Origin of the sequence: Flavobacterium sp., assembly GCF_043722275.1 — a bacterium.
Lineage (GTDB): Bacteria > Bacteroidota > Bacteroidia > Flavobacteriales > Flavobacteriaceae > Flavobacterium.
The window spans coordinates 1-18,235 of sequence record NZ_JAYSPC010000101.1 but is presented as its reverse complement, the minus strand read 5'-3'; the positions used below and the strand labels follow the sequence as shown (position 1 = coordinate 18,235).

The following is an 18,235-nucleotide window of genomic DNA, read 5'->3' as shown; positions in this document are numbered from 1 at the left end:
ATAGTGGTAATCTGCGATGGAGATCCCAGTAAATCACCACTATTTAATACAACTTAAAATATCTTCCGAACACTTATGTTTTAAAAACCTGTCGGGTTTGTCATTTGTGGCAATTATAAAATCCAAATTTTATACAAAGTTAAACCTAACAGGTTTTTAAAACCTGTTGGGTTTGTTCACAATACTTAATATCCTAAAAAACTAAACCCGATAGATTTGAATCTATCGGGTTTTCATTTGAAATATATTGAATTTAGTAAGTATTCTTGTTTAATCTTTTTCGACGATTACATCGAAACCTCCGTTTTTATCGAAAACTACATCATAAAATTTTGAGTCTTTTTGTATTCCAACTTCATAGGTTGTTTTATTTTTATCATCAACTACAACAGCAATTTCCTTGATTGCTTTCGCAGGATAATTTTTCTTTAAATATACCTGCGCTTTTGGCGGAAGTTGACTTAACGGAATCTGTGATTCAAAAGCTTTAAAAACACCTAAATTATCATAAACCGCTAGTGCTTCACTAATAGAATTTGTTTTGAATTTTGCTTCATACCGAATTTCATCATCGTCATCGCCAACATATTTAATCGACCATTCAGGGGTTTTACCGGGATATTCTTTTTGAAAAGTATACACAACTTTTTCAGGCGGAGTTATTATTCCAGTCGGCATAATTTGCGCCATCAAAAAACTACTGTATAAAAAAGCAATACTAAATAAAAGGTTTTTCATGATTCCGATTTTAAATAACGTATTAAATTTACTACTTTGTTTTGGACTAGACATAAAATTATAAAGAAATGTTAAAATAGAAGTAACATTCTTTAATAACAGGTTTCTTAGTTTTAACCAAATTTAAAAATCTTCCTGTTTGGAAACAAAAATTTATATAATTTTACGCAAAAATAAAACTCATCAGAATCTAAAAAAACCTGCAAGAAAATAGATATCATTGCAGGCTTTAGTTTGAAATAATTTGAATTAGTAAGCAATCTTATTTCGAGTTTTATTTTTTTATCCGGTCGGATAATTCCCTTTTATAAGTGATCCCGACCGGTAATTTTTCATTTTTAATGATAACAAAATCTTTGTCTGTTGTTTCTATTTTATCCAGCGCTACAATATATGATTTATGAATGCGCATGAAGTTTTTCTCAGGTAAACATTTCTCAAATTCGCTTGTTGTAATCGATGCTAAATAGGTTCTTTTTATGGTGTGCAATTTCACATAATTACCAAAACTCTGTGCAAACAAAAGCTGATCTAATTCGATATCCATAAAATAACCGTCGACTTTGACACTTACGGAATTTACAACTGTTTCTTCTGCTTTTAACTTGACATTTTCTGTAGCAAAAAAACGATCAATTGCTTTTAAAAACCTCGGAAAATAAATAGGTTTTAACAGATAATCTATAACGCCATAATCGTAACTTTCTAATGCATATTCAGAATAAGCGGTAGTTAAAATGGTTTTAGGATGCGTTGGAATAATCTTTAATAATTCCATTCCTGAAATCTCCGGCATATTAATATCCAAAAACATCAAATCAACAGGATTTTCACGAAGATAATCCATTGCTTCGATTCCATTATAACCTTGAAAAACCAACTCTAATTGCGGATTTTGTTTGATATAATTCGCCAAAACATAATGCGCCGCCGGTTCATCATCTACAATTATGCATTTTTTGGGTTCTTTCATTCTATAACTTTTTCAATTGCAATTTCAAATCTACGATATAAGTATTTTTATCGTCCTGAATATTCAATTTATAGTCTTTTCCGTAAATCAAATTCAAACGTTCGATTGTATTTTTCAACCCAATTTTAGTCGAGATAACATCTGTTTTTTTCGTTGGAATTGAGTTTACAACATGTAAATGCAATAATCCGTTTTCTACGGTAATAATGATTCTTACAAAGCATTTTTCAATGGCGCAAGTTCCGTGTTTAAAGGCATTTTCGATAAAAGCAATCAATAACATCGGCGATACTTTATAGGCGTTTTCATTGTCTATTTTCGAATCGTATGTTATTTCACAGCGATATCCTACTCTTTCTTTTTCAAGCTGAACATAACTATTTATAAATTCCAGTTCATCTTCAAGAGATACACATTTTTTGTTGTTGCTTTCAAGCTGATAACGCATTAATTGCGATACTTTCATAATCAAATCCGGCGTTCTGTCCGGAAATTCTAAACTAATTCCGTAAAGCGTATTAAAAGTATTGAATAAAAAGTGAGGATTCAATTGTCCTTTTAACGAATTTAATTGCATTTCGTTGAACAACAACGTTTCATCGGTTTGTTTTCTGTGAATTCTGTAGAATTTAAATACAATTATCGGACTCAAAATACAAACCAAAGTTCCTAAAACACTCGCTAATTGGTAGACATAACTTCTTTGATGTGAGTTTTGATACAAACGGCAATTACTGAACATATCGAGCATTGTAATTTCGTATAAAATCACAGAAAAGACAAAAACTCCAAAAAGCGTTAAAAATATATAAGTTAAAGGACGTTGCGTTTTAAATAAGATGGGCAAAAGAAAAAAACGATTGAATTGGGCGTGCATATATAAAATAAAATAGAAAAACACGCCCATTAATATGGAAGTGAAAGAACTAAATAACATCCAGTCATTTTTTAATGTATAAATCGTAAATGAAAAGATAACGACGGCAATTTCCTGCCACCATTTGTTATCCAATATGTTATCGAATTTTTTATTCATTTTTAAATTTTAAATAGTTTACAAAGTACGAACAAAAATTTAATTTATATTTTTAAAAAATGACGAATTCAATTGGTCATTTATTATCGCAGTACATCATTTAAGATGACATATATCAGCTAAAGACAAATAATTTTGTGAGATAATTTCATACCACTAATTTTATGTACTTCAGAAAAATTACTTTATTAATTTTCTTGATTTTTGCCTGTGGTAGTTATGCACAAACCTTGTCTTTAAAAGAAGCCATCAAAACAGGTTTAGAAAACTACGGTTCGATCAAAGCAAAAAGCAATTACACAAATGCGTCACGCGAGACTCTCAAACAATCAAAGCGTGATTACTTGCCAAATCTAAATTTATCGGCACAACAAGATTACGGAACAATCAACGGTCAAAACGGTGCTTTGTACGGTTTTAACGGTTTAGGAACTGCTTCGTCCGGACCTGCATTACCGGATCAAAACTGGAATTCGGCTTTTGGGGCGTTGTATTTGGTCAATATGAACTGGGATTTTTTCACTTTCGGAAAAATTAAGGAAAAAATTAATTTGGCTAAAATTGATGTTCAGGCAAAAGAAAAAGATTTGAAACAGGAAGAATTCCAACAGGAAATCAAAATTTCTGCCGCTTATCTTAATTTATTGGCAAGCCAAAGATTATTGATTTCGCAACAAAAGAATTTAAGCCGTGCCGAAGTTTTCAAAAAGACAGCTGTTGCACGAGTTAAAAACGGATTATTGGCCGGAGTCGATTCTACATTGGCTACAGCCGAAGTTTCGAAAGCTAAAATCTCCCTGAATCTTGCGAAGAATTTCGTTAAGGAACAAAACAACAAATTAGTTGATTTGATGGGCGTTGCGCCACAGGATTTTGTAACAGATACTTTGTTTGTTAATGAAATTCCGAAAGAAATTTTGAAAGGAACCGCAACTTCTGACAGTTTGCATCCTTTGCTTCAATTTTATAAAACGAGAATTGATTACAGCAATCAGCAAACTAAATTATACAAACGTTTTTATTACCCAACAATGAGCGCATTTGGTGTTTTGCAAACGCGTGCTTCGGGTTTTAATACCGATTATATTACGGATCAAACTTCTTTCAGCAGAAATTATTGGGATGGCGTAAATCCGGATCGTACCAATTATTTAATCGGAATTGGAATTAGCTGGAATTTAACGACTCCGTTCAGAATGAGCAAACAAGTAAGTGCTCAAAAGTATGTTTCGCAAGGTTTACAGGAAGAATACAATCAGGCAGACAGGGAATTAAAGTCTCAATTGAAATTAGCCGACGATAAAATACAAATCACGATTGACAATTTTGCCGAAGCGCCAATTCAGGTTGATGCAGCAAAAAGAGCGTATTTGCAAAAATCGACTTTATACAAAAACGGACTTACCGATTTGACGGATATTACCCAAACTTTATATACGCTGAATCGTGCCGAAATCGACCGCGATATCGTCAACAATAATGTGTGGCAATCGTTTTTGCTTAAAGTAGCCGCAACTGGCAATTTTGACTTATTTATAAATGAATTTTAATTAGATCCTAATGAATTTAATACGTTTTGCACTCCGCAAACCCATCTCCATATTAGTATTGGTTGCGGGTCTATTTTTCTTCGGAATTGGTGCCATCAAGGACATTAAGGTAGATATCTTGCCAAAAATGAACTTGCCGGTTATTTATATTGCGCATCCTTTTGGAGGTTACACTCCAGACCAGATGGAAGCTTATTTTGCTAAGACTTATGTCAACATTTTACCTTTTGCAAATGGTGTAAAATCTGTTGAAACCAAGAATATTCAGGGGTTAATGATTATGAAATTAACCTATTATGAAAATACGAATATGGCTCAGGCTGCTGCCGAATTGAGTTCACTTTCGAACAGAATCCAGGCGGCATTTCCTCCGGGAACGCAACCGCCGTTTATCATTCGTTTTGATGCTTCGTCATTGCCCATTGGTCAATTGGTTTTGAGCAGTAAAATCAGATCAAATAATGAATTACAGGATTTAGCAAACGTTTACGTTCGTGCTTCGTTTACTTCGATTCCGGGTTTATTATCTCCGGCTCCCTTTGGCGGAAGCCCAAGAACTATTGAGGTTAACGTAGATCCGGATTTATTGCGTTCCCATAGTATGACACCGGATCAGGTTGTTGAAGCGATTCGTATCAACAATCAAACGGCTCCATCAGGAAATGTTAGAATTAGCGATAAAAACTACATTACTCCTACTAATAATACGATTAAGGAAGTTAAGGATTTCGAGAAAATTCCGTTGTTTAAAGGAAGCGTTCAAAACTTAACTTTAGGCGATGTTGCAACCGTAAAAGATGGTGCAGATATTACGGCTGGTTATGCATTGGTAAACGGAAAACGTTCGGTTTATATTAGTATTGCAAAAGCCGGAGACGCTTCGACTTGGGATGTGGTTCAGAAATTAAAAGCTGAACTTCCTAAAATTCAAAGTACATTACCCGAAGACGTAAAATTATCGTATGAATTTGACCAGTCGGTTTATGTAATTAACTCCGTAAAAAGTTTAATTACCGAAGGAATTATCGGGGCAGTTTTAACCGGATTAATGGTATTGCTTTTCCTTGGAGATAAACGTGCGGCTTTGATCGTAATTTTAACGATCCCAATTTCGATTATTTCAGGAGTTTTATTCTTAAAATTATTCGGGCAAACCATCAATTTAATGTCATTAAGCGGATTGGCACTGGCAATTGGAATTTTGGTTGATGAAAGTACGGTAACGATCGAAAATATTCACCAGCATCTTGATATGGGAAAACCAAAAGCGCTCGCTATTTGGGATGCTTGTCAGGAAATTGCGTTGCCTAAATTATTGATCTTGCTTTGTATTCTGGCAGTATTTGCTCCGGCATTTACAATGGTTGGTATTCCCGGAGCGTTGTTTTTGCCATTGGCATTAGCAATTGGATTCTCGATGGTAATTTCATTTTTATTATCTCAGACATTTGTGCCTGTAATGGCAAACTGGTTGATGAAAGCACATCCTAAACACGATCACGCTCCTACGATAACTGATGATGAAGCTGAGTTTAATGATAGCGGAATATCTCCGGAATCTGAAAGAGATTTGATTACTCAGAAAAAAGCAATTGTCCAAAAAGAAGATATGGATAATAACGGAAAAATTGGTGCTTTTGAGCGTTTCAGAATCCGTTTTATGAGAACTTTAGATCGTTTATTCCCTTATAAAAAAGCAGCTGCTATACTATATTTGATTGTAATTACGCTCTTGGCCGTTACCTTTCTTAATTTTATTGGAAAAGATGTTTTCCCGAAAGTAAATTCAAGTCAGTTTCAGTTAAGAATGCGTGCTCCGGACGGAACTCGTCTTGAACGTACTGAAGAAAAAGCAATCATTGTTTTGAAAGAATTGCAAAAAATGGTTGGTAAAGAACACATCGGGATTTCATCTGTATATGTGGGACAACACCCGTCGTTATTCTCGATTAACCCAATTTATTTGTTCATGGCAGGATCGCATGAAGCGGTATTTCAGGTGAGTTTAAAGGAATATCATGTAGATATGGACGATTTTAAGGACGACCTTAGAGCCCGACTTAAAAAAGTACTTCCGGATGTAAAAGTTTCTTTTGAACCTATTGAACTTACAGATAAGGTTTTGAGCCAGGGTTCGCCTACTCCAATCGAAGTTCGAATTGCCGGAAAAGACAAAAAACGAAATGAATTATATGCAAATCAAATTGTTGATAAACTAAAGAAAATTGCTTATTTCAGAGACGTACAAATTGGTCAGCCAATTCATTATCCAGCCATGAATATTGATATTGACAGAACTCGTGCTGCCGAATTAGGCGTTGATATGAATGACATTTCGAGATCACTTGTAGCATCGACTTCATCATCAAGATATACAGAGAAAAACACCTGGGTCGATGAAAGAGCGGGATTATCCTATAACGTTCAGGTTCAGGTTCCTTTAAACCAAATGAAAAGCAAAACTGATATTGGAGAAATTCCGGTATTAAAAAATTCGCTTCGTCCGGTTTTAAGTGACGTTGCTAAAATTACACCCGGTTTTGTAAGTGGTGAAAATGACAATTTAGGGGCTATGCCATACATTACCGTTACAGCAAACATTAGCCAGACTGATTTAGGTACGGCAGTAAAAGATGTGGATGCAACAATCAATTCGTTGGGAGAATTACCTAGGGGGTTATTCATCTCACCTATCGGAATGAGTAAAGTATTGGTCGAAACATTAAGCAGTTTACAAGTAGGATTATTGGTTGCCATATTTGTGATCTTCTTAATGTTAGCCGCTAATTTCCAGTCGTTCAAGGTTTCGTTAGTAATTTTAACCACAGTTCCTGCCGTAGTTTTAGGCGCATTATTAATGCTGACAATTACAGGATCTACGCTAAATTTACAATCGTATATGGGAATCATTATGTCCGTTGGGGTTTCGATCGCGAATGCCGTTTTATTGGTTACAAATGCTGAACAGCTTCGAAAACGAAACGGAAACGCATTAGAATCTGCTCGTGAAGCTGCTTCGTTGCGTCTTCGTCCTATTATCATGACATCTGTTGCCATGATTGCGGGAATGTTACCTATGGCAATTGGTCATGGCGAAGGTGGCGATCAGGTTTCTCCGTTAGGTAGAGCCGTAATTGGTGGATTATTATTCTCCACTTTTGCAGTATTGCTTATCTTGCCGTTAATTTTTGCATGGGCACAAGAAAAAACAACAACACAATCTGTTTCTTTAGATCCTGAGGACGAAGAAAGCATCCATTATATCTCATCATTAAATCCGAAAAATGAAAAATAAAATTATACAATCGAGCGCATTATTTTTTGTAGCCGTATTTTTTCTAACAAGCTGTAATTCTAAAAAAGAAGAAGCTCCTGTTGCAGAAATTGAACCTAAAACAGAAACTATTTCTTTAGCGAAAGAAAAACTAACGACAGAATTGCGTTTACCAGCCGAATTAACTGGTTTTCAACAAGTAGATTTGTACGCAAAAGTAAGCAGTTTTGTAAAATTGCTTAAAGTTGATATTGGTACTAAAGTAAAAAAAGGACAGCTTTTGATCGTTCTTGAAGCACCGGAAATCAGTTCTCAACTGGCTGCTGCCGAATCAAGATTAAAATCAATGGAGGCGATTTATGCAACGACAAAAAGCACGTACAACCGTTTGTATGAAACAAGCAAAGTGGAAGGAACAATTTCTAAAAATGATTTAGAAATGGCAAACGGAAAGAAAAACTCTGATTATGCACAATATCAAGCCGCAGTTGCAGCCCACAAAGAAGTGTCGATTATGAGAGGTTATCTTGAAATTCGTGCTCCTTTTGACGGAGTTGTAGCAGCAAGAAACGTGAATTTAGGAACATTTGTAGGTCCGGCAGGAAAAGGGTCTGATTTGCCTTTATTAACCATCCAGCAACAGGACAAATTGCGTTTGGCGGTTTCGGTTCCTGAATTGTACACAGGATATTTACACAATGGCGATGAAATGAGTTTTAATGTAAAATCGTTACCTGAAAATTTTAAAGCTACAATTACCAGAATGTCCGGAGCTTTAGATCTAAAATTACGTTCTGAAAGAGTCGAAATGGACGTTCACAATACAAAAAACAACTTATTACCAGGAATGGTAGCCGAAGTTTTGTTACCGCTTAACGCAAAAGACAGCACATTTGTAATTCCAAAATCAGCATTGGTAAGTTCTGCCGAAGGTACTTTTGTAATCAAAGTAGTAAATCATAAAGCAACAAGAGTTGATGTGAAAAAAGGTAGAGAAATCGACGATAAAATTGAAATCTTCGGCGATTTGAACCTGAAAGATAAACTGGTAAAAATTGCCAGCGAAGAAACTAAAGAGGGCGATATCATAAACGAATAACCTGCGTTTAGTCTTCATTTTTAGTGATTACCAAAAACTGTACGCATTTTTAAGGAATGCAGATTTAAAAATTTGCCTAAAAGGGCAGTTCTTCTTTAATTGGGGGGACTGCCCTTTTTTTTTGTTTCATCTATTCATAGCAAAATGGATCAATTCCGATTTGTAATTTTTAATTATTTAGTTTGTTAAATTACCCATGAAATTTTTAGTTTGAAGATATGGTTGAAATTACTGAAATCCGTAAATGATTGTAGTTAAAATTGTATATTTTTGAATCCAATAAATTATTATTGATTATACAATCAAGATTAGACGTTAGGCATTCACATCTAAAAAATAATTTATTTTTAAACAACTGAAAACTAAAAAAATATCAAATCAAAAAGAAATGGGTATCAGATTAAAAACAATTCGAATAAAAGGATTCAGAGGCTTTAAAAATATAGAAGTAGATTTTCAAAATACAACAGTATTAGTTGGAACAAATAATGCTGGTAAAACTACTCTCCTTAAAGCGTTGCAAATTGTCTTAACAAATTCGCATTTCATTACAAATGATGATTTTTTTTACTGTGAGGATCATATCGATGATACTATAATTATTGATTTGCTATTTGTTCCAATTGATGAGAAAAATAATATAGTAGATGAATTTTCCGAAGATTGGAGTGATGTTTTCAAGGCGGAGAGAATTGGAATTTTATCAACAGGAGAGCAAATATTAGCATTTAGAACTCTAATAAAAGAATATAATAAAACTTTTAAAAAACAACAATTTTATATTGACGAATGGGAGGAATTTGAAGATGAAGATGGTGATTATTGGTTTGATATAGAATACGATAATGAGCAAAATTACTACTTTGAAGAAATTCCCTTTTTTTATCTTGAAGCAAATCGGGACATCTTAGAGGATATAAAATCAAAATCTTCTTATCTGGGTAGAATACTTTCTTCTCTTGAATTCTCAGAAACTGATAAAGCAAAAATAGAAACACTTATATCACAATTGAATTCTACTACAATAGAAGGCTCGGAAGTGTTAACAGAATTACAAAGTACATTAGAAGAACTAGACACTGCAATGGACAATCCAAATAATTCTGTGCAATTAACACCGTTTACTAAAAAAATAAGAGACTTGAATAAAGGAATTAGAATAAATTATTCTGAATTTTCAATGGATTATCATGGAATGGGAACTCGAAGCTGGTCGTCTCTTTTAGTTTTAAAATCTTTTTTAAATCTTAATGCTAAGATTTATGAAGACAATCAAAGACCTTATTTTCCCATTTTAGCTATTGAAGAGCCTGAATCACATTTACACCCAAACGCACAAAAAAAAATATATTCACAAATAAATGAAATAGTTGGACAGAAAATTATTTCTACACATTCAAATTATATTGCCTCAAATGCAAAACTTGATGAAATAATTTCAATTTCTAAAAATTTAGATATTGTAAGTATTGGAAAACTTTTACCAGGATTTGATGCTGAAGAAATTCGACAAATATGTAGACAAGTAATTAATACACGAGGAGAAATGTATTTTTCTAAATTAGTTATTCTTTTTGAAGGAGAAACCGAAGAACAGGTTCTTCCACTATTAATAAAAAAACATTTTAATATTGATTTTATAAATTTAGGCATTAATTTTATAGGTGTAGGTGGCTTTACAAAATATTTGCCATTTATTAGATTTTGCGAATCTTTTAATATTGAATATCTTATTTTCAGTGACAATGAACAGAATGTAAACGATGATGTACTTAGACAAGTATCAAAATCTCAATCAAAAGATCCTTCAAAAGTTGTTTTTGTAAGTCCAAATAATGATTTTGAAAAAGAATTATGCGATCAAGGATATCTTGACGAGGTTAAAAGTGCTTACTATAAAATGGAATTAGAAAAATGTACTAATCCTCGACATAAAGCAGCTAAACAAATAGAATTAAATAGAATACCTGATGCTGATTACTACGAAATTATAACCAAAATGAAAACTCAATTTGCTCCTTTGATTGCAGAAGAATTATTAATATCTCAAAAACCTCTTCCACCAAAAATTATAGAATTATTCAATAAAATTTCTAATATTTTAAATCTATAAATAATGAATAAAATTAACTTATCTCCAAAACAATCACAAATTGTAGATTTAAATACAGGATCTTTCTTAATTGAAGCTAGTGCTGGAAGTGGAAAGACAAGAGTGCTAACTGAAAGAGTGAAAAAACTTTTAGAAAATAGTTCATCTAAAATTTTAGCAATTACATTTACAAATAAAGCAAGTGAAGAATTAAAAGAAAGAATAGATTTAAATAAATATAAAAATACAAATATTTTCGTTGGAACTTTTCATTCATTTTGTCAATCAATTTTAGAATCAAGATTTAAGCTACTAGGATTCCCTAGAATGCCTCAAATATTTGAGGATGAAAACGATAGAATAGAAATTGTAGAAGAAGCGATTAAATCTATCCCTGTTTTTACAGAATTTTATAACAATTTAGATTCAAAAGAAAAACCAATTTATAAATCAAAAGTCCTATCATTTATTTCTTCGGTAAAACGTGAACTTGCAGAGCCAGAGGATTTGATTACAGATGAAGGAGAAGAACATTTTCTATTTTTATACAATGAATATCAAGATATTCTAAAGTCAAACAATGCAGTTGACTTTGATGATTTAATCCTTTTAGTTTATAAACTCTTTACAAATAATGAAGCTGTTCAAAATCTATATTCTAAATCTTATAATAATATTTTTATAGATGAGGGTCAAGATTTAAACAAAGCTCAATATTATTTATTAAAATCTCTCTGTGGAAATCAAATCAAAAATGTAATGATTGTTGGAGATCCTAACCAATCAATATACGGCTTTAATGGATCAACCCCAAAATACATGGAGACTTTATTTATTGAAGATTTTAAAGCGACTAAAATTAATTTAGAGGAAAATTATAGATGTTCAAAAAAAGTTATAGATGCAGCAAATAAATTAATGAATCTTAAAGTAACAGCTGTAAATTATGTAATAGAAGGTAGATTCGAAATTTATAAAGCCAAAAATGAAAAAGATGAAGGTAATTATGTTGTAGAAAATATTAAAAATCTAATTCATTTAAAAGAACACAAAGACATTGAAGGAATAATTGACTACAATACAATAGTAGTTTTAGGTCGAAATAAGTTTGTTTTCAAATACGTTGAAGAGGAACTGCAAAAAAACAGCATACCATATTATTTTAAATCAGGAAACATTGGAATTAAATTCCAAACCACCTTTATGAAATTATTTGATAATTATTTCAGAATAAAAATTAATCCGTCAGATAAGTTGCATGCCAAAAGATTGAAAAAATTACTACACATAGAAAATTTTGAAGATGAAGCATCTATTAAGAAATCAAAATATCCTTATTTTTCAGTAATTCAGAATCTAATTCAAAATCTTAATGAAAATAATTTTAAAAAATCATTAAATACAATAATAGAAAATATAAAAGATTTTACTTTTTTTAGTGATGATGAAAAACTAGAAATATATAATGAAGTAGAAGAACTCAAAAATTTGTGGATTGAATATTCATATAATAATTTGAAACCTAATCTCACAGGATTCAAGAATACAATTTCTCTAGGCATTTTAAAGAAAGATTCTAAACAAGAAGGTATTTGTTTAAGTACAGTTCATACAATGAAAGGACAAGAATCTGAAATCGTATTTTTAATAGGCTTAGATGATGGAACATTCCCTTATTATTTAGCAATACAAAATGGTGCAGAAGATTTACTACAAGAAAAAAACAATTTATATGTTGCTTTTACTCGTGCTAAGAGATTCTTATTTATTTCATATCCCTCAATAAGAATTATGCCATGGGGAGATGCAAAAATGAGGTCAATTTCTAGATTCCTAAAATCTTTCATAAAATAAATGATTTTATTTTTAAATTTCTTTTAATTAAATATACCCTGCTCCGCTAGCGTACCGCTCGTGAACACAAGGAATTACAATATTCAAAACAAAAACCTCGACCATTTTAAAATCGAGGTTTTTACATTATTTAATCATTCTAAAGAAATCTTATTCCACATCCAAATAAGGATTCAAAACCTCAGCTAATTCATTCAGCCAATAAAAACTGTTTTGCAAATTGTCGATTTCGTTTTGTAGCGTTTCATGTTGCCTTAAAGCTCCTAAAGCAAGAACATAATTTACTTGTCTGATTGCTTTTGCCATACCTTTTGGGTCGATTGTGTTGTTGAAAAAATTCATAAGCCTGATTTCGGCTTCTGTTGAAATTGTGTTTGCACTCATAATGTCGTAAAAATTAGGAATAGTAAAACCCTTGTATATTAGTGTCCTAATGCTTACGACAGCATTTACGGTCGTTTCCGATACCGTACACATAATACAAGGGCGAATTCATTTAGCCTTAAAAGTCGTAATATTAGGAAAAACAAATATAAGAAAAACCTTTCTTTAAATCCTCTTTTTCCTACAATTTTTATCACTTTCTTCTCAAATATAAAAAAATAAAAAATGATTATCATAAAAAACTATATTTCTGTAATTAACAATCTTTCTGATAAAACCAACTGCCCTAGCCCCGATGGAAGTGGAAATCCTTTTTGTGGCGGTCCCGAGGCTTCGGGACCGCCACAAAAGATTGGAACGGGCAGCGGGAAATAGCTCCTAATTAAAATTATAGAAATTCTTGTTTTCATAAGCCTTTTCCTGAAGCCTTCGACTACGCTCAGGATGACATTTGGGATGTCCTTTTCCTACAAAATCCAATTTTAACAACAATTGCCATAATTAATTGCTATTTTTGATTCTCTCAAAAAAACGCTTCATCAGGCGATTTCAGCTTTCGTAAATTCCACTTCCTGATAAAGTCAAAACAATAATTATAACATTAGATTTTTAAGTATGAATGTTCTACTCATTGAGGATGATAAACGCATTAGCGAATTTATAGTGAAGGGTTTAGAAGAAAATAATTTTACGGTGCATCTTGCTGAAACCGGCGAAATTGCCCGGGATCTGGTGCAAAATGATACTTGGGATATTATCCTGATGGATATTATGCTTCCGGGAATTGATGGGATTCAGCTGACAAAATTAATGCGTTTTAAAAAAATTCATACACCTATTTTAATGCTTAGCGCCTTGAGTAATACTGATGATAAAGTAAATGCTTTGGATTCTGGCGCGGATGATTATCTGGTAAAACCCTTCCATTTTCAGGAATTGATTTCGAGAGTGAATGCCTTGACGCGCAGAACAAAATTTAATTATGACAAAGTCGAAACCTTATATACGTGCGGAACTTTAACGATAAATCCCGAAGAACATAAGGTTACCGAAAATGAAGCGTTGATCGATTTATCGCCACGAGAATATAAATTGCTGTTGTTTTTGTTAGAAAACCGAAATAAAGTGATGTCAAGAACGCAGATTTTAAATGCTGTTTGGGGCATCAATTATGACAATAATACGAATGTTGTTGATGTATATATTTCGTATTTGAGAAACAAAATTGAGCAAAACCATAAATTTATCCATACCATAAAAGGAACGGGATATATGCTGAAGGAATAGTTATGAAAATACGCAACAGGTTTACCTTAATATCGTCGTTTACTTTTAGCATTGTCTTTGTGATTGCTTCGATTATCACGTATTTTTCGTTTTATAGTTATTCGGAAAAAATCATTTATAACGAACTTCAAAAAACGTGTTTGCTAACTGGGATTTTCTACCTTGAAAAAGACGAATTACCACAAAATCAGCATTTAATTATTGGCCAGCAATTCAGGGAAAATTCGCTTGAAATTATCACGCGCGTTTACAATGCTAAAAATCAGATTGTTTATGGCGACAAAACGATTGATGAAAATATAAATCATGAAAAACTTGATTACATTAGAAAAAACAGAAAGCTGAATTTTAAGTCAAATCATCATTTTTATTTCGGAAGTTTTTATCACGACAATCAGGGAGATTTTGTAGTTTTTGTGAAGAAAAACGATCAGGAATTCAAAACTATTACGAATCGGCTATTGATTATTATGATTTTGGTTTTAATTAGCGGATTAATCATTATATATATTGTGAGCCGTTTACTTTCAAATCTGGCTTATAGTCCGATAAAAAATATTATCAATCAGGTGAACGAAATCGAAGCTTCGTCGCTGGATCGGCATATTGTTTCGCCAAATACAAAAGATGATATTCAGGAATTGATTGAAACGTATAATAATTTGTTCAAGCGGCTTTCGGATACTTTTATCATCCAGAAGAACTTTATTAATTATGTTTCGCATGAATTTAAAACACCTTTAACCGCGATTTCAGGAAACCTTGAAGTTTTTGCCCAAAAAGACAGATCAAGTGCCGAATATAAAGAAATGTCTGAAAAAGTATTGGAGAACGTCTATCAGATCGAAGATACGATGAATACTTTGATGATGCTTTCGGGATTGCGCGATAATACTGAAATGAACGAAATTTTCAGGGTTGATGAACTTGTTTGGGATATTAACGATCAATTGCCAAATGTTCATTTATTAAAGGGTTCTCAGATTCAAATTGCGATTGAAATTGTTAATGATAAATTGCTTTCGATAAAAGGAAACAGCAACGAAATCAAAATCGCTTTGTACAATATTATAGAAAATGCCGTGAAATATTCTAACGGAAATCCTATAAAAATAAGTTTGTTACAACAAGACGATCAGCTTAAAATTGTCATTGAAGATCATGGAACCGGAATTAGCGAAGAAGATTTAAAATTCATCAAACAAACCTTTTACAGAGGCAAAAATGTCAATGATATAAAAGGCAGCGGCGTTGGACTTTCGCTGGCTAATATCATTTTTAAACAAAATAATATTGATTTTAATATTACTTCAAAAAAAGACGAGGGAACAACGGTGATGTTATTGTTTCCGCCTCTTTAATATATTTTCTAATCGTTTTCTAATGTTGTTCTAACTGCTTTATAACATACCTCAAATTACTGCTTAATATGTCGGCTTTAGCTTTGCAACATATTAAAACAACTTAATTTGAAACGTATAATCTTAACCCTTCTCGTTATTGCATCGCATAAAAGTGTGGCACAATCTGTTGCAATAAACGATACAATTGTTCTTTCCAGAACTCAGGCTGAGGCTTTGTTTCTGGATAAGAATATTTCCCTTATTTCTGAAAAACTAAACATTGACATTGCCGATGCGCAGGTTATTCAGGCAAAATTATGGCCAAATCCCACGCTTACTATTGGCGAAATCAATCTTTGGCACAATGCTACGGCTTCACAAGTTCCTGCTTTATGGGGGAATTTTGGTACTACATCTCAAGTAAATGCAGAGATTGAACAACTTATTCAGACAGCCGGAAAGCGAAAAAAGTTAATCGCCATGGAAAAAGTGAGCGTTGATATTGCGAAGGAATATTTTAAAACTTTTTTGCGTAATCTAAAAATTGAGTTTCGCGGTAATTTAACTGCATTACAATATACTCAGGCGCAGGAAGCGGTTTACAAAAAACAACTTTCGTCGATGCAAGCTATGCTAAAAGGTTACAGTAATCAAGTCGCACAAGGAAATATTGGCAAAGGCGAATATATCAGACTAAAAGCATCTGAACTTCAGTTTTTAAAAGAAATCGCTGATTTACGAAAAGAGAATAATTCATTACAAAAGGAGTTAAAAATTCTGATGAATCTTCCTGCAACTAGCTTTATCAAACTTACTGATGAAGGTTTTGTTCCCAATAATAAAAATATTGAGAATCTTAATTTAGGTAATCTTATGGCTTCGGCTGTAGAAAACAGACCTGATATGAAGGTGATTAAACTTGGGAACGAATATAACGACAACAAATACAAATACGAAAAGGCGATGCGAACGCCTGACGTTACTCTTGGAGTTAGCTATGACCGTGGCGCCAGTACTATGAATGATTTTGTTGGACTTGGGTTTTCTCTTGATCTTCCTTTTTTTAGTAGAAACCAAGGAAATATAAAAGCTGCAAAAATAGCTACCGACCAAGGTAAATTATTGACCGAAGAAAAAACGATAACCATACAAGCCGAAGTTTTACAAGCTTATGAAGATTTGATTGTTACTAAAAAATTGTATGAAAGTGTCGATGCTAATTATGAAAGTGATCTGGACAAACTTCTGGAAAGCTATCGTAAAAACTTCCTGCAACGAAACACAAGCATGTTAGAATATCTGGATTTTGTTGATGCTTACTTAGACAACAAATCGATCCTGCTGAATTCTAAAAAAGACCTGAATAAAAACCTTGAAGAACTGCGCTATATCGCGGGTGAGGAAATTAATTATCGCAAACTGCAATAATTATCTAATAAAAATAAACATGAAAAAATATATTTTACTCCCAATAATTGGGTTAATGCTCGTTTACGGATGTGGCAAAAAGGAAGAAATCAAAGAAACAAAAGATGAAAAATTTTGTATTGACAAAGATTTAAAAGAAAAAATTACGATTGAACCCGTACAAAAACGCGCGGTTACAGAATCTATAAATCTTACCGGAAATATCACGTATAATGCTGATCATGTAGTACAATTTAATAGTCTTGTTGAAGGAATTATTACAAAAACTACTTTCTCGTTAGGCGATTATGTAAAAAAAGGTCAGGTTCTGGCGGAGATTAAAAGTACAGAATTGAATAGCATGCAATCTGAAAGTAAATCGTTCCAATCGCAAATTGCGGTTGCACAACGTAATTTACAATCGACTAAATCTATGTTTGAAGATGGGATTTCGTCGCAAAAAGATTTAATGCAGGCGCAAAGCGAATTAGATGTTTTGAAATCTTCGCTGGAAAATGTACGCGCAAATCTTGCGATGTTTAGCGCAAGCAGCGAAAGATCAGTTTTTCAGATAAAAGCACCAACGGAAGGTTATATAGTAGCCAAAAATATTAGTCCCGGAATGCAAATTACCGAAGGAAGCGAACCTCTTTTCACCATTTCAGACTTAAAAGAAATCTGGGTTTTAGTAAATGTATATACAAGTAATTTGAAAAATGTAACCGAAAATATGTTGGTTGATGTTACAACGCCAGCTTATCCTGGTGAAGTTTTTAAAGGAAAAATAGCCATGCTTGCTAAAGTTTTTGATGCAGATGAACATGTTTTGAAAGCCAGAATTGTAATGGAAAACAGAAACTTAAAACTAAAACCGGGAATGACTGCCGATATTGTTATCGATAAAAGCAAAGGCGGCGAAATGTTAGTTGCTGTTCCTGCAAAAGCGGTCATTTTTGATAATAATCGCGATCATATTTTAATCTATAAAGACGATTGCACGATTGAAACCAGAGAAATTAATCCAATTATAAAAAATAACAACTGGGTTTATTTTGATAAAGGAGTTAAAGAAGGTGAAAAGATTATTACCAAAAATCAGCTTTTAATTCACGAAAGATTAAAAAACTAATTATCCCTAAAACGGATAAACACCATACAAGACATGAAAAAATTTGTACAAAGTCTGGTGGCTTTCTCG

13 protein-coding genes are annotated in these 18,235 nt (G+C 32.7%); 9 read left to right on the top strand and 4 right to left on the bottom strand.

All coding sequences use genetic code 11. The features are described from left to right. Window positions 1–270: 270 nt before the first annotated feature. The 3 genes from ACHZDT_RS12655 to ACHZDT_RS12645 form a co-directional block, all read right to left on the bottom strand. The gene (locus ACHZDT_RS12655; RefSeq protein WP_394774992.1) at window positions 271–738 is read right to left on the bottom strand and encodes a hypothetical protein; all 468 of its coding nucleotides are present in this window, start codon (window positions 736–738) and stop codon (window positions 271–273) included. Between the two features lie 274 nt (window positions 739–1,012). Then, the gene (locus ACHZDT_RS12650; protein WP_394774991.1) at window positions 1,013–1,711 is read right to left on the bottom strand and encodes a LytR/AlgR family response regulator transcription factor; all 699 of its coding nucleotides are present in this window, start codon (window positions 1,709–1,711) and stop codon (window positions 1,013–1,015) included. Window position 1,712: 1 nt separating this feature from the next. Beyond that, window positions 1,713–2,747 (bottom strand): sensor histidine kinase, encoded by a 1,035-nt coding sequence (locus ACHZDT_RS12645; protein ID WP_394774990.1) that lies wholly within the window; start codon window positions 2,745–2,747, stop codon window positions 1,713–1,715. A 164-nt stretch (window positions 2,748–2,911) separates the two neighbouring features. Here ACHZDT_RS12645 and ACHZDT_RS12640 point away from each other — a divergent pair, with 164 nt between their 5' ends. From ACHZDT_RS12640 to ACHZDT_RS12620, 5 genes are all read left to right on the top strand, one after another. Beyond that, complete coding sequence (locus tag ACHZDT_RS12640; protein ID WP_394774989.1) at window positions 2,912–4,297, top strand: TolC family protein; 1,386 nt, start codon at window positions 2,912–2,914, stop codon at window positions 4,295–4,297. A gap of 10 nt (window positions 4,298–4,307) precedes the next feature. After that, window positions 4,308–7,592 carry an efflux RND transporter permease subunit gene (locus ACHZDT_RS12635; protein ID WP_394774988.1) on the top strand — a complete coding sequence of 1,095 codons (3,285 nt, stop codon included), beginning with the start codon at window positions 4,308–4,310 and terminating at the stop codon, window positions 7,590–7,592. Beyond that, entirely contained in the window at window positions 7,582–8,670 is a 1,089-nt protein-coding gene (locus ACHZDT_RS12630) for an efflux RND transporter periplasmic adaptor subunit (RefSeq protein WP_394774987.1), read from the top strand. Before ACHZDT_RS12635 ends, ACHZDT_RS12630 begins: the two co-directional genes overlap by 11 nt. 388 nt (window positions 8,671–9,058) lie before the next feature. After that, window positions 9,059–10,783 carry an ATP-dependent endonuclease gene (locus ACHZDT_RS12625; protein ID WP_394774986.1) on the top strand — a complete coding sequence of 575 codons (1,725 nt, stop codon included), beginning with the start codon at window positions 9,059–9,061 and terminating at the stop codon, window positions 10,781–10,783. Window positions 10,784–10,786: 3 nt separating this feature from the next. Then, complete coding sequence (locus ACHZDT_RS12620; protein ID WP_394774985.1) at window positions 10,787–12,616, top strand: ATP-dependent helicase; 1,830 nt, start codon at window positions 10,787–10,789, stop codon at window positions 12,614–12,616. A 150-nt stretch (window positions 12,617–12,766) separates the two neighbouring features. On the opposite strand, the gene ACHZDT_RS12615 is transcribed toward ACHZDT_RS12620, so the two are convergent. Beyond that, the gene (locus tag ACHZDT_RS12615; protein ID WP_394774984.1) at window positions 12,767–13,000 is read right to left on the bottom strand and encodes a hypothetical protein; all 234 of its coding nucleotides are present in this window, start codon (window positions 12,998–13,000) and stop codon (window positions 12,767–12,769) included. Between the two features lie 615 nt (window positions 13,001–13,615). On the opposite strand from ACHZDT_RS12615, the gene ACHZDT_RS12610 reads away from it, so the two are divergent. The 4 genes from ACHZDT_RS12610 to ACHZDT_RS12595 all read left to right on the top strand — a co-directional run bounded on the left by ACHZDT_RS12610 (window position 13,616) and on the right by ACHZDT_RS12595 (window position 18,166). Beyond that, on the top strand, window positions 13,616–14,287 hold the full coding sequence (locus ACHZDT_RS12610; RefSeq protein WP_394774983.1) for a response regulator transcription factor: 672 nt from the start codon (window positions 13,616–13,618) through the stop codon (window positions 14,285–14,287). A 2-nt stretch (window positions 14,288–14,289) separates the two neighbouring features. Further along, complete coding sequence (locus tag ACHZDT_RS12605; protein WP_394774982.1) at window positions 14,290–15,648, top strand: sensor histidine kinase; 1,359 nt, start codon at window positions 14,290–14,292, stop codon at window positions 15,646–15,648. Between the two features lie 108 nt (window positions 15,649–15,756). After that, a complete protein-coding gene (locus ACHZDT_RS12600) occupies window positions 15,757–17,058 on the top strand; it encodes a TolC family protein (RefSeq protein ID WP_394774981.1) in 1,302 nt (433 codons plus the stop codon). A 19-nt stretch (window positions 17,059–17,077) separates the two neighbouring features. Next, on the top strand, window positions 17,078–18,166 hold the full coding sequence (locus tag ACHZDT_RS12595; protein ID WP_394774980.1) for an efflux RND transporter periplasmic adaptor subunit: 1,089 nt from the start codon (window positions 17,078–17,080) through the stop codon (window positions 18,164–18,166). Window positions 18,167–18,235: the final 69 nt, after the last annotated feature.